Origin of the sequence: Burkholderia sp. AU15512, assembly GCF_002223325.1 — a bacterium.
Taxonomy (GTDB): domain Bacteria; phylum Pseudomonadota; class Gammaproteobacteria; order Burkholderiales; family Burkholderiaceae; genus Burkholderia.
On the sequence record NZ_NKEX01000006.1, the window covers coordinates 2625450 to 2637951 of the forward strand.

The following is a 12502-nucleotide window of genomic DNA, read 5'->3' on the forward strand; positions in this document are numbered from 1 at the left end:
CTAGCCTTGTGGCTTGCGCCACGCTGCACTCCCCTCTCATTGCCCAACTCCGCGAGGATCGTCCCGATGCAAGAAACCCGCCCGCTGTTCGACCGCGTCCTGCTCACCAACGACGACGGCATCGACGCCCCCGGCCTTGACGTGCTCGAACACGTCGCCACGCAACTGGCGCGCGAAGTGTGGATCGTCGCGCCGGCGGAAGACCAGAGCGGCACGTCGCACTCGCTGAGCCTGCACGAACCGCTGCGCGTGCATCGCAAGGGCGAACGCCGTTTCGCGGTGCGCGGCACGCCCGGCGATTGCGTCGCGATCGCGACCAGCCACCTGATGAAAGACGCACGGCCCGACATCGTGCTGTCCGGCGTGAATCGCGGCGGGAACCTCGGCACCGAAACGGTGTTTTCCGGCACGGTGGGCGCCGCGATGACGAGCATGCTGGTCGGCGTGCCGGCCATCGCGCTGAGCCAGGCCTTCACCGATCGCAACGCGGTGCCGTGGGACACGGCACGCTCGCTCGCGCCGGACGTCATTTGCCGGCTCGTGGCCGCAGGCTGGGACAGCGATGCGTGCCTGAACGTGAATTTCCCGCCGCGCCCCGCGCAGGACGTGCGCGGCCTCAAGGTGACGAACCAGGGCGCCGGCACGCTGCAGGGTGTCGAGATCGTGTCGGGGCGCGACCCGCGCGACTTCGAGTATCACTGGCTGAAGCTCTCGCGCGCGCCGCGCGACGACGATGCGGATTCGGAAACGGTCGCGCTGGGTGACGGGTATGTCGCCGTCACGCCGCTGAAGTTCGAGCGCACGCACGATCAGGCGCTCGCGCAACTGCGGTCGCGGCTCGGCTGATCGCGTCGCTCGGCAAGCAAGCGGTCGCGGTAGTCGCGCCTGTGACACCTGCGCGCGGGTGCGCGGCCGCATCCGCCTTCGGTGCTTCGGTGCTTCGGTGCTTCGGTGCTTCGGTGCTTCGGCGCTTCGGCGCTTCGGCGCTTCGGCGCTTCGGCGCTTCGGTGCTTCGGCGCTTCGGCGCTTCGGCGCTTCGGCGCTTCGGCGCTTCGGCGCTTCGGCGCTTCGGCGCTTCGGCGCTTCGGTGCTTCGGCGCTTCGGCGCTTCGGCGCTTCGGCGCTTCGGCGCTTCGGCGCGTCACCGGCTCTCGCCTCACGTCAGATTCATTCCCCCGTCGAGCATCACGATCTCGCCCGTCACATAGTCGGACGCGACGAGCATCGCGACCGTCTGCGCGATGTCGTCCGGCGTCGCCGCACGGCGCATCGGCGCGCGCTCGCGCCAGAGCTGCTGCGCGTCGGTCCAGTCGGCCGTGAGCGGCGTATCGACGAGCCCCGGCGCGACCGCATTGACGCGAATCGCAGGCGCGAGCGTTTTCGCGAGCAGCCGCGTCGTGTGATTGAGCGCGGCCTTCGCCGCCGCATACGGAATCGACGCGCCTTTCGGCCGCACGCCCGCGTGCGAGCTGACGTTCACCACGCACCCGGCCCGCCCGTGCGACGCTGCCTCGCGCAGCGCAGCCTCCGCCTCGGCGACGAGCCGGAACGGCGCGATCACATTGATCTCGTGCATCTCGCGCCACACGTCGGGCGTCGCCGCAGCGAGATCGTCGTGCGGAATCACGCGGCTGACGCCCGCATTGTTGACGAGCACGTCGAGCCGCCCGTGTACGGCAACGGCCTCGCGGATCAACCGCACACGCTCGGTATCGTCCGTGAGATCGGCCTGCACATAAGCTCCGCCGAGTTCGCGCGCCATCGCACGTCCCACGTCGGCCGAGCGGCGCGAATGCAGGATCACCGCGTAGCCGTCCGCCACCAGGCGGCGCGCGATCGCCGCACCGATCCCCGACGTCGATCCGGTGACGAGCGCGACCGGCCGATGCACGCGCGACGCGCGCGGCTCGGCGACGGTTTCGGTTTCAGGTTCCGTTTCGGAAATCGGGGCAGACATCGGCGGGAGCGGCGCGTCCATATCGGGGAACCCTGTCAGTGGCGTTCCCGCATCATAAGCGCGACGACGCCCCATGACACGAACGTGACGGCGACCGCCACCGGGATTGAACCGGTCAAGCCGAAGCGGTCGGCCGTCCGGTGCCGGATCCATTCGATGCCGAGCCGGAGCGGCATGAGCGATCTGCCGGCCGGGACGGAAACCATCGCCTGCTGTCGCGCCCCGTTTGCGTGTGAGCCGCCGAAGCAGTCACCGCGTTGGCGCATGGCGTCCCCGCCGCGCGGCCCAAGGACAGATCCCCGGGGCAGGCCGCTTCCTGCCTCGCGGCCGCGGCCCGCACCGTCGCGTCACATGAAGGGGAAGAAACGCGGCCCGCGTCGCAGCGGGCCGCTAGCAGCCGCTACTTGCCGGCCAGCGCCAGCGACGGCGCGAGCGCGCTGTTCGGATCCTGCCCATTCCAGGTGCTGACCCATGCGTCGTTCGGCGTCGACCCCATCACGAAATCGAGCGTGCCGCCGGCCTTCATCTCGTCGTACGTGATGTACGGCCGATGCAGCGGCGTGCCGTTCAGGCTGACCGACTGGACATAGCGATTGACCGACGACGGCGCGCCGCCGCCGGCCGTATGCGCGGTCACCGTGAAGCGCCGCGTCGCGCCGAACTTCAGGCCCTTGCCGTCCCCGCCGCCCGACGCCACCGGAATGTCGATCGTCGCCTCCTCGAACAGCGGCGTGCCGAGGTAGAACACGCCGCCCACCGGATTCAGCGAATAGATGCCGAGCGCGGACAGCACGTACCACGCGGACAACTGCCCGCAATCGTCGTTGCCGGGAATCGCCGCATCGCGCACGCGGCGCGGATCGGCCAGCGCGGCCTTCAGGCTGTCGCCGCTCAACAGCGCGCGATCGCCGGCCGTCAGCGTCAGCGAGTACATGTCGTCCATCACCGAACGCACGCGATCCTGCGTCTTCGACGGCACGCCCGCGACGTCGTACAGGTACGGCAGGTGGTTCGCCGGCTCGTTCCCCGCGAAGAACTGGCCGCTGCGTCCGGTCAGGTCCGGAAAGCCCTGGTTGTTGAGAAAGGTCAGCGGATTGGCCGGATCGAACGTGCGGTCGAGCTGCGCGATGAACTGGCTCTTGCCGCCGAGCAGCGCAACGAGGCCGGGGAAGTCGTGGAAGATGTTCCACGTATCGACCCACGAATTCGATTCGGAGAAGTCCGTCTTTTCCGCCGCCGTCGGATCGAAGCCCGCGACCCAGTTGCCCTGCGCATCCTTCGGCTGCGCGAACTTCCAGCCGTTGTTCGGCACCGGGTTGAACACATTCCGGTAGTTCTGGCTGCGTTGCAGGTAGGGCCGGTAGTCGGCCGTGCTCTTGCCCGCCGCCTTGCCGACTGCCGCCGTCGCCCAGTCGTCGAACGAATAGTCCTGCGTCGTCGACACCGATGCGTTGTCGCCCGCGGTCACGTAGCCGCTCTGCCGGTACTGGTCGAAGCCGTGCGCGCTCGCGTTCTGCGTGGTCGTCAACGCAGTCCAGATGTCGTCGATGCCCGCGCTCGTCAGGTGCTTCAGGTATGCATCTGCGATCAGCGGGATCGACGGATGGCCGGCCATCGTGAAGGTTTCCGTCTGCGCGAGCGGCCACACCGGCAGCTCGCCCTTGCCGTTCTGTTTGAACTGCGTGAGCAGCGACTTCACCCAGCCGTCGACGCGTTCGGGCTGCACCAGCGTCATCAACGGCGACTCGGCGCGGAAGGTGTCCCACAGCGAGAACGTCGACGAATAGTCGAAGCCCGGATTCGCATGCTTGCTCGTGGTCGGCGGCGACGTCGTGCCGTCGTTGGTCGAATCGGTGCCGACGTAGCTGCCGTCCGCATTGTTGTAGACCGTCGGCGCGAGCATCGTGCGGTACAGCGACGTGTAGAACATCGTCCGCTGGTCGGCGCTGCCGCCCTTGATCCGGATCCGGTCGAGCGCGGTGCTCCACACGCGCTCGGCCGCGCCACGCACCTGGTCGAACGACTTCGCGCCGACTTCCGAGGCGAGATTGGCCTGCGCATCCGCGATGCTCGACGGCGAGATGCCGACCTTCACGGTGACCGCGCCACCGCTGTCGTTGCCGTCGTCGAACGTCAGGTAGGCCTTGAAGCCGTCCGCGCTGAACGCGACATGCTTCGTATCGAACGGCTTCGAGAAACGCGCGACGAAATACGTCGGCTTGTTGTTCGCCCAGTTGTTCGTGATCTCCCAGCCGGCGATCGTCTGCGCATCGATGACCTGGATCTTGCCGCTCGCGGTCGAGCCGCCGATCGGGTTGTCGATGCTGACGATCATGCTGCGCTTCTGCGCGGCCGCGCTCGGGAAATACGTGTAGCGATGCACGCCCGCATGCGTGGTGGCCGTCATCTCCGCGAGGATTTTCGCGCCCTGCACGTTCCACGGCGTGTTGCCGCTGCCGACCGGCGCGATCTTCACGCGGTAGTAGCCGGGGCTCGCGGTTTCGTCGTCGTGGCTGAACGACGCGTTGTAGGTGATCGACGAATCGGCCGCGACCTTCGCCAGCGTCGCGGTGTCGACCGGCGCGAGCGTCGGCAGGAACCGCACTTCGCCGCCCGAGCCGATGCCGGTGCCCGACAGGTGCGTATGCGTGAAGCCGGTGATAAACGGATCGTCGTACTGGTAGCCCGACGTGCGATCCCAGTTCCACGGCAGCGTGTGTGCGCCGCCGGTCGTGTCCGGCCCGAGCTGCACCATCCCGAACGGCACGGTCGCGCCCGGGTACACGTGGCCGTGACCGCGCACGCCGCTGCTCCAGTCCGCGTTGATGTCGAGATTCGCGGTGCCGATCATCGGGTCGACGCTGTGCAGCACCGACCGCTTGGCCGCGCCGCCGTTTTCGCCTTGATCGTTCTGATCGCCCTGGTCGTTCTGGTTGCCTTGATCGTTCTGGTTGCCCTGCACGTTCGACCGCTGCGCGAGCATGCTCGCATCCGTCGAACCCTGATCACCGCCGCACCCCGACAACACGGCAAGGCACCCGATACCCACCACATGACGTAGCTTCATCCGTTCGTCCCTCCCTCTCTCTGCGTCGATCCTGTTGGCAAGAACCGCTCGTTGATTTTCCGGACCGTTACGGCGCGCTGGCCGCCTGCGGGAACGACGGCATCGCGGATGCGTCGGTGCCCCACGTCGTGGCGCTCGCGTCGGACGTCATCGCGTACGACAGCTTTCCGCCCTTCGCGATCTGCTCGAACGGCAGCCACGCGGTCGCGTACGGTGCACCGTTCAGCTTCAGCGACTTCACATAGAACGACGCGCTGTCGCCGGAGCCCGCACCCGGCGCGACGATGTGCAGCAGACGGTAGCTGCCGTCCTTCTGCCCGACGCGCACCGTGATCCTCTCGAACTGCGGGCTCGACAGCGCGACCCCGCTCACGCCCGGCACGACCGGGTAAAGACCGAGCGCGGCCCACACGTACCAGCCCGAGATCGCGCCGAGATCGTCGTTGCCCGGCAGCCCGGCCGCGCCGGTGCCGAACTCGTTCGCGAGCGACGCATGCAGCACGCGCTGCGTATGCGACGGCGCACCGGCCCATGCGTAGACCCACGGCACGGCCATCGTCACTTCGTTGCCGACGTAGAAATACGGCTGCACGGTGCCGATGTTCAGGTGCGTGAAGAACGTGTCGAGCCGCTTGACGACCGGTGCGGCGCCGCCCGCCTGCGCGACCACGCCGGCGAGATCGTGCGGCACGTACCACGTGTACTGCTCGGCATTGCCTTCCATGAAACCCGTGCCGTCGATGACCCACGCGCCGGCCGACGTCTTCGGCTGGATCGCGCCCTGAGCGAACAGGTTGTGCCAGTTGCCGCTCGACTTCAGCAGCGCGCCAGCCGTCGTCGTGTCGCCGAGCGCCGTCGCGAAACGCGACACCGCGAAATCGCGCACCGCGTATTCGAGCGTGTTCGATGCGGTCTGGTTGTCGCCCGAGCCCGACGACGGCACGTAGCCGAGCCGGTCGTAGTCCGCGCGGCTGCCCATCACCGGCGTGCCGGCGCACGCGCCGCCCGGCGCCGTGCTGCTCTTCATGATCGATAGCGCGGCCTGCGTGTCGAAGTTCGTCGCGCCGAACGCATGCGCGCTCGCGACGATGATCGAGCCCGCATCGCCCGGCATCACGGCCGTCTCGGTATTGAAATACGCCCAGCGCGGGAACGCGCCGCACGCCTTCGCATCGAGCACGAGCGACTGCACGATGTCGCTGGTCCGCACCGGATCGAGCAGCGCCTGCAACTGGATAAACGAGCGGTCGATGTCCCAGCCGGAGAAATTCGCGTACATCGTGCGGCCTTTCTCGACCTGACGTGTCGGCGCGGCCGCCGCGCCGTTCGACGCGTAGAAGTCCGGATACTGGCCGTTCACGTCGTTGAACACGTTCGGGTGCAACGACGCGTGATACAGCGCGGTGTAGAACTTCGTCTTGTCGGCATCGCTGCCGCCCGTGACCTGGATCGCGTTCAGGCGCGCATTCCACGCGGTGCTCGCCGCGCTACGCACGGTGTCGAAACGCCAGTTCCGGTTGCCTTGCGCGTCCGTCTCCGGATTCTCCGCGCGCAGGTTCGCCTTCGCATTCGCTTCACTGACGAACGAGATGCCGAGCTTCATCATCACGTCGGGATGCTTGCGGTCGACCTTGAACGTCACGGTCACCGGGCTGTTGTTCGACAGTGCCGGCTTGGCCGCGAACGGCTGGCTGAATTCCGCGTAGTAGTAGACGGGCACCGCATGCCCGGCCCAGCAGAACCCGCCGCCCGCGATCGTGCCCGACAACGCGCGATCGCCGACCTGGCTGATCGTGTCGGCCGTGGTGCCCTGCGCGCGGTTGTTCAGCACGGTCGGATCGATCGCGATCGTCGCCTGCTGGCCCTGCGCGAGCGCCGGATACGTGAAGCGTGCGAAACCGGTGCGCACCGTCGTCGTCAGCTCGGCCTTGATGCCGTTGCCGAGCGTGACGCCGTAATAGCCGGCCTGCGCGGTTTCGTTTGCGTGATTGAAGCTGGCCGGCGTGCCGGCGTCGCCCGGTGCGAGCTGCGGCATCACGTTCAGGTAGCCGCCGTTCGCCCAGCAGCCGGTGCCGCTCAGGTGCAGGATGCTGAATGCGTTGATCGACGTGTCGCCGTACCAGTAGCCGCCGGAGAAACCGGAGCCGTCGCCCTTGCTGCTGTCGTATTGGGCGGTCGGTGTCATCGGGCTCCACTGCATCATCCCGAACGGGACGGTCGGCCCCGGGAACGTGCCGCCGCCGAGGCCCGAGCCGACCGGGTCGGCCGGCTGGTCGGTCGCGTAGTCGGTGCCGATCAGCGGATTGACGTATTGCGCGACGCGGATGTCGGCGTTTTTCTTCGACGACTCGTTGCCGTTGCTGTTGTCGTTTTCGTTACCGTTTTCGTTGCCGCCGTTGCCGTTTTCATTGCCCTGCGACTGCGCGGCAGCCGACAGGTTCGCTGCAGCCACCGACGGTGAATCGCCATCACCGCCGCAGGCAGACAAGACAACGCACAGCGCCAGCAGCGCCGTTCCCAACCCCCAGTTCCTGGACATCGCCCGTCTCCGTATCGTTCTTGAATCTGGATATTGATTCGAACTACTGAGCTTTCAATCAGGATGCTTTTGATGAATTCCGCTTGCCCGGCCAATCGGTCGAAAATCCCGGCTGTGTGTCGTTATTTCCGAATGCGCGCACCTGGAAACAGACGCGCCGGCATGTCGAAATACCGGCGCCCCGCAACGGACAATGCGCACAAGCGTGCCCAAATAAACGCGTTTTCTCTACCCCGTGTTTTTACGAATTTTTATTTCGTTTATCTAAACACGCGGTCATTGATTCGGTTTTTATGTGGAATGGGGCACTGAATGCACGATTGGCGATCAAGGCTGCTTCGGCAGATCGACATAGTCCTCGAGCTCGCCGGCGATATAAAGCCGCTTGCCGAGTCGCGGGTATTCGCAGACGTCGTGTTCGAGCCGCTGCCCGCCGACGAGCAGCTCCAGCGGCGTATCGCCGGTGTTCTGCACCGTATGCGCTTCACCGCCGCGCGGAAAGCCGATGAAATCGCCCGGCCCAATTTCACTGGTGCGTTCACCGATCGTGACCGCGCCCGTCCCGGACAGCACGTACACGAACTCCTCTTCGTACAGATGACGGTGATACTCGGCCGATTCGTGACCGGGCATCAGTGTGAGCAGGTGAACACCGAATTGCGTCAAGCCGGTCAGATCGCTGAGTTGTCGCTTGAGACGAACGGCATTGGGATTCAGCGAATGCACCGCGCGCGTCGGTTCCATCTTCGCGATATCGGCGGCCTTCAGCAGTTCCCGGGGAAAGGGAGTCGACATGGGGATCTCGCAAACGTGAATTCTTTGGTTGAACGCGGCGCCAGCTTGGCGCGCGCAGCGGCCATTGTCCGACATTTTCACGCTTGCGGAGGGGTTGCGGGCCCCGCCATCGCATGCGGCTAGCGCGCGCAATCGGCCAGCAGGTTCGCCAGCACCGATGCGCCTTGCGCGAGGTGCACCGGATCGGCCTCTTCCGCTTCGTTGTGGCTCAAGCCGGCCTTGCACGGCACGAACACCATCGCGGAAGGCGCGACGTACGACAGGTTCACCGCGTCGTGCCCCGCGCCGCTGCACATCTCCTTGTACGGATAGCCGGCGGCAGCCGTTGCCTGCCGCACGCGCTCGACGCATTCCGCATCGAACACCACCGGCTCGTATTCTGCAATCGTCTCTACCTGCACGCTCGTGCCGCGCAGCGCGGTGCGCTGCATGCAGATCGCCTCGATGTCGGCGACCAGTTGCTGCAACGCCGGCCGCGACGGGTGACGCACGTCGACGCTGAACCGGACCTTGCCCGGAATCGTGCTCGGCGAATTCGGCTGGCACGCGACATGACCGACCGTCACGCGCGCATCGTCGTCGAAGGTGTGACCGTGCTCGACGATCGCCGCGATCATCGCGGCCGCCGCGCCCATCGCGTCACGGCGCACGCTCATCGGCGTCGTGCCCGCATGCGACTCGAAGCCGGTCACCGTGACGTCGAGTTCGTAGATGCCCTGCACGCCCGTCACGACGCCGATCGGCAAGCCGGCCTGCTCCAGCACCGGCCCTTGCTCGATATGCGCTTCGAAATACGCCTTCGGCATTTGCCGCTCGCGCGCGGGGCCAGCGAAGCCCGTGCGTTCGAGTTCGTCGCGCAGCAGCGCGCCCGTCTGCATGCACGGGCGATCCAGTGCGTAGTCGAGATCCAGCGCGCCGGCGTAGACGGCCGAACCCATCATGCCCGGCGTGAAGCGCGAACCCTCTTCGTTGGTCCACGCGACGACGTCGATCGGATGTCGCGTTTCAATGCCGTGCTCGTTCAGCGTACGAATCGCTTCGAGGCCCGCGAGCACGCCAAAGACGCCGTCGAAGCGGCCGCCGAGCGGCTGCGTGTCGAGATGGCTGCCGCACGTCACGGGCGGCAAACCCGGTTCCGTGCCCGGCCGGCGCGCGAACACGTTGCCGATCGGATCGATGCGGATCTCGCAACCGGCTGCTTCGCACCACGCGATGAAGCGGCGCCTGCCGCGCGCGTCGTCGTCGCTGAGCGCGAGCCGGCAGCTGCCGCCGTGCGCGGTCGCGCCGATCGTCGCCATCTCCATCAGCGAATCCCACAGCCGTTGCTGGTTAACGAGGATCATCGTGACCGCTCCTGAAAAGCACCGAGCATATACACTCGACCCAATAAGAAAAATCCAAGATTTCGTTGTGGACGATAACTTTTTCTTGTCACCTGGCGTTCGGCCCGGCCCGCGCTTCCTTCGTATTCGGATCGGTCATTCATGAAGCTCAAGCAGCTCGATGCGTTTCTCGCGGTCGCCGAGCATCGCACCATTCGCGGCGCGGCGCGCGCGCTCGGCGTCACGCAACCGGCGATCAGCAGCATCGTGCGCGAGCTCGAACAGGAACTCGGCGTGCCGCTCGTCGTGCGCAGCGTAAAGGGAATTGCGCTGACCGATTACGGCAGCGCGTTTGCGATTCGCGCGCGGCTGATCGTCGAGGAGATCCAGCGCACGCGCGATGAAATCGAGCAGTTGCGGCTCGGCACGACCGGCTCGGTGTCGATCGCGGTCAGCCCGACCGTCGCGCTGACGCTCCTGCCGCGTGCGTTCGCCGCGTTCTCACGCGACCTGCCCGGCGCCACGCTGAACGTCGACGATGCGCTCACCGCGACCGATCTCGCGCGGCTGCGCGACGGCTCGCTCGACTTCATCGTCACGCATCAGTTGTCGAACGCGATACCGGACCCCGATGAATTCGCGAGCATTCCGTTGTTCCGGACGGCGTTCGCGGTCGTCGCGAGAAGCCGGCATCGGCTCGCGCGCGCCCGCTCGCTGCGCGAGCTCGTCGATGCGCAGTGGTGCGTGCCGCGCTACGGCGACGAGGGAGACGATCTGGTGCGCTCGATCTTCATGCCGTTCGGCATCGACGTACCGAAGCGGGTGATCCACTGCCCGTCGTTTGCCGCGACGCTCGGGCTCGTGTCGCAAACGGATGCGCTCGGCGTGTTCGCGCGGCCGCTCGCCGACGTCGAACGCAAATCACGCGGCATCGTCGCGCTGGATCTTGCCGAGCCGATGCCCGCGTTGACGGTTGCGATCGTGATGCGGCGGCATGCGCTGCTGACGCCGGCCGCACTGCATTTCATCGAGTGCCTGAAGGGCGCGGCTGCAACCGTTCAGGGCACGGACGGCGCATGATGCTCAGCGCACGTGCACACCGCGCAGCTCCGTCAGCAAGGCCACGAGACGATCGATGTGCGCGTCTTCGGTGCGCCACGACGACACGCTGATCCGGAACGCCGGCCGCCCCTGCCACACCGTCGCGCCGAACCACACGTCGCCCGACGCCTGCGCGGCCGCGAGGATCGCCGCCGTTTCATCGTCGGTGCCGGCGCGCACCAGCACCTGGTTCAGCACGACACGGTTCAGCACGTCGTAGCCGGCGGCACGCAGGCCGTCCGCGACGCGCGCCGCCTGCGCGCAATGCCGCTCGACCATCGTGGCCACGCCGGCGCGGCCGAGTGAACGCAGCGCGGCCCACACGGGGATGCCGCGCGCGCGCCGCGAGAATTCGAGATTCAGGTTCTTCTGCGCGTCCTGCGCGCCGCTCAGGTACACGGCGTCGCTGTTCATCGCGGTCGCGAGCGCGGCCGCGTCGCGGCAGATCACCATCGCGCCGTCGTACGGCGTGTTGAGCCACTTGTGGCCGTCGGTGGTCCAGCTGTCCGCGCCGTCGATGCCGTCCGTCAGCGCACGCTTCGACGAGGCGCGGGCCCACAGGCCGAACGCGCCGTCGACGTGCACCCACGCCCCGGCCGCCTTCGCGGGCGGAATCAGCGCCGCGAACGGATCGAATTCTCCCGTGTTCACTTCGCCGGCCTGCACGCAGAGGATCGTCATGTCGTCGAGCGCCGGCAGCTGTGCCGGATCGATCCGGCCATGCGCGTCGACCGGCGCGACGATGAGGCGCTTCATCCCGAAGCCGAGCACGCGCAGCGCCTTCTTCACCGTGATGTGCGCCAGCTCGGAGATCACGACCTTCACTTCGGGCGCGCCGATCAGGCCATCCGCGTCGATGTCCCAGCCTTTGCGCGCGAGCAGCGCGCGCCGCGCGGCCACCAACGCGACGAGCGTGCAGGCCGTCGCGCTCGTGCCGAAACCGACCGCGCTGCCTTCGGGCAACCCAAGCACGTCGACGACCCAGCGCGCGGCCTGGCGCTCGATCGTCGCGGCGACCGGTGAATTCGCATACGACGACGCGCACTGGTCCCACGCGAGCATCAGCCGCTCGGCCGCCGCCGCGGCCGGCAGCGTGGCGCCGATCACGAAGCCGAAGTAGTTCGGGCCGTTCGACGCGACGGTCGCGGGCGTGCCGCGCTCGTCGAGCAGGCGCAGCACGTCGTCGGGGCGGCCCGTATCGGGCAGCGGCTCGTCGAACGCCGCCAGGCCGGCCAGTGCGGCCGCGTCGGGAAACGCGCGCCGCTCGTGCGTCGCGGCCAGATACGCGTGCGCGCGCCGGTCGGCGTCGGCCAGCAATGCAAGTTCGTCCATGTCGGTTGCCTCGGTGTGAGTCAGAGTTGCAAAAGATCGCAGCCGAGCTGCTGCAGCGCGCCGTCGATCCGCTTGTAGTACGTGAACTTGCCGACGCGGGTCGCCTGCACGAGCCCGGCATCCGCGAGGATGCGCATGTGGCGCGTGGTCGTGGCCGGCGCGATGCCGAGCTTCTCGGTGATGTACGTGCAGCACACGCCGAGCTCGTCGAAATCGCCGTGCGGCTGCGGCGGGAAATGCTTGCGCGGCTGCTTGAGCCAGCGCATCACGGCCAGGCGGCTTTCGTTGGCCAGTGCGCTGATGCGGGTGACGTCGTCCATGGGTTCGGTTTCATTTAACGTTTTGAATATTAGCTAAATGACGAAATGTGTGCAATCCAGCGAACGCCGG

General features: G+C 67.2%; 10 protein-coding genes. 2 read left to right on the forward strand and 8 right to left on the reverse strand.

Annotated features, from left to right (window positions below; genetic code table 11):
* Positions 1 to 66 precede the first annotated feature (66 nt).
* Positions 67 to 846 (forward strand): 5'/3'-nucleotidase SurE, encoded by a 780-nt coding sequence (gene surE / locus CFB43_RS31160; RefSeq protein WP_089497912.1) that lies wholly within the window; start codon positions 67 to 69, stop codon positions 844 to 846.
* Between the two features lie 309 nt (positions 847 to 1155).
* Here surE and CFB43_RS31170 read toward each other — a convergent pair whose 3' ends face one another.
* The 6 genes from CFB43_RS31170 to CFB43_RS31190 all read right to left on the reverse strand — a co-directional run bounded on the left by CFB43_RS31170 (position 1156) and on the right by CFB43_RS31190 (position 9700).
* Positions 1156 to 1977 (reverse strand): SDR family NAD(P)-dependent oxidoreductase, encoded by an 822-nt coding sequence (locus tag CFB43_RS31170; protein ID WP_089497913.1) that lies wholly within the window; start codon positions 1975 to 1977, stop codon positions 1156 to 1158.
* A gap of 14 nt (positions 1978 to 1991) precedes the next feature.
* The gene (locus tag CFB43_RS38600) at positions 1992 to 2132 is read right to left on the reverse strand and encodes a hypothetical protein (protein WP_179254929.1); all 141 of its coding nucleotides are present in this window, start codon (positions 2130 to 2132) and stop codon (positions 1992 to 1994) included.
* A 224-nt stretch (positions 2133 to 2356) separates the two neighbouring features.
* On the reverse strand, positions 2357 to 5023 hold the full coding sequence (locus tag CFB43_RS31175) for a GH92 family glycosyl hydrolase (protein WP_089497914.1): 2667 nt from the start codon (positions 5021 to 5023) through the stop codon (positions 2357 to 2359).
* Between the two features lie 67 nt (positions 5024 to 5090).
* Positions 5091 to 7562, reverse strand: coding sequence for a GH92 family glycosyl hydrolase (locus CFB43_RS31180; RefSeq protein ID WP_089497915.1), 2472 nt, complete (start codon positions 7560 to 7562; stop codon positions 5091 to 5093).
* Positions 7563 to 7889: 327 nt separating this feature from the next.
* Complete coding sequence (locus CFB43_RS31185) at positions 7890 to 8357, reverse strand: cupin domain-containing protein (RefSeq protein WP_089497916.1); 468 nt, start codon at positions 8355 to 8357, stop codon at positions 7890 to 7892.
* Positions 8358 to 8476: 119 nt separating this feature from the next.
* Complete coding sequence (locus CFB43_RS31190; RefSeq protein WP_089497917.1) at positions 8477 to 9700, reverse strand: Zn-dependent hydrolase; 1224 nt, start codon at positions 9698 to 9700, stop codon at positions 8477 to 8479.
* A 141-nt stretch (positions 9701 to 9841) separates the two neighbouring features.
* Between CFB43_RS31190 and CFB43_RS31195 the strand changes: the two genes are divergently transcribed.
* Positions 9842 to 10759: a LysR family transcriptional regulator gene (locus CFB43_RS31195; protein ID WP_089497918.1), complete on the forward strand. Its 918-nt coding sequence runs from the start codon at positions 9842 to 9844 to the stop codon at positions 10757 to 10759.
* 3 nt (positions 10760 to 10762) lie between these two features.
* On the opposite strand, the gene CFB43_RS31200 is transcribed toward CFB43_RS31195, so the two are convergent.
* Positions 10763 to 12112, reverse strand: a complete 1350-nt coding sequence (locus CFB43_RS31200; protein WP_089497919.1) for a pyridoxal phosphate-dependent decarboxylase family protein — start codon at positions 12110 to 12112, stop codon at positions 10763 to 10765.
* Positions 12113 to 12132: 20 nt separating this feature from the next.
* A complete protein-coding gene (locus tag CFB43_RS31205) occupies positions 12133 to 12432 on the reverse strand; it encodes an ArsR/SmtB family transcription factor (RefSeq protein WP_089497920.1) in 300 nt (99 codons plus the stop codon).
* Positions 12433 to 12502 lie beyond the last annotated feature (70 nt).

Excerpts from the sequence above, each read along its gene's own strand:
- CFB43_RS31190 (WP_089497917.1), bottom strand. The coding sequence starts at position 9,700 with ATGATCCTCGTTAACCAGCAACGGCTGTGGGATTCGCTGATGGAGATG.
- CFB43_RS31170 (WP_089497913.1), bottom strand. The coding sequence starts at position 1,977 with ATGGACGCGCCGCTCCCGCCGATGTCTGCCCCGATTTCCGAAACGGAA.
- CFB43_RS31180 (WP_089497915.1), bottom strand. The coding sequence starts at position 7,562 with ATGTCCAGGAACTGGGGGTTGGGAACGGCGCTGCTGGCGCTGTGCGTT.
- CFB43_RS31205 (WP_089497920.1), bottom strand. The coding sequence starts at position 12,432 with ATGGACGACGTCACCCGCATCAGCGCACTGGCCAACGAAAGCCGCCTG.
- CFB43_RS31195 (WP_089497918.1), top strand. The coding sequence starts at position 9,842 with ATGAAGCTCAAGCAGCTCGATGCGTTTCTCGCGGTCGCCGAGCATCGC.
- surE (WP_089497912.1), top strand. The coding sequence starts at position 67 with ATGCAAGAAACCCGCCCGCTGTTCGACCGCGTCCTGCTCACCAACGAC.
- CFB43_RS38600 (WP_179254929.1), bottom strand. The coding sequence starts at position 2,132 with ATGCCGCTCCGGCTCGGCATCGAATGGATCCGGCACCGGACGGCCGAC.
- CFB43_RS31185 (WP_089497916.1), bottom strand. The coding sequence starts at position 8,357 with ATGTCGACTCCCTTTCCCCGGGAACTGCTGAAGGCCGCCGATATCGCG.
- CFB43_RS31200 (WP_089497919.1), bottom strand. The coding sequence starts at position 12,112 with ATGGACGAACTTGCATTGCTGGCCGACGCCGACCGGCGCGCGCACGCG.
- CFB43_RS31175 (WP_089497914.1), bottom strand. The coding sequence starts at position 5,023 with ATGAAGCTACGTCATGTGGTGGGTATCGGGTGCCTTGCCGTGTTGTCG.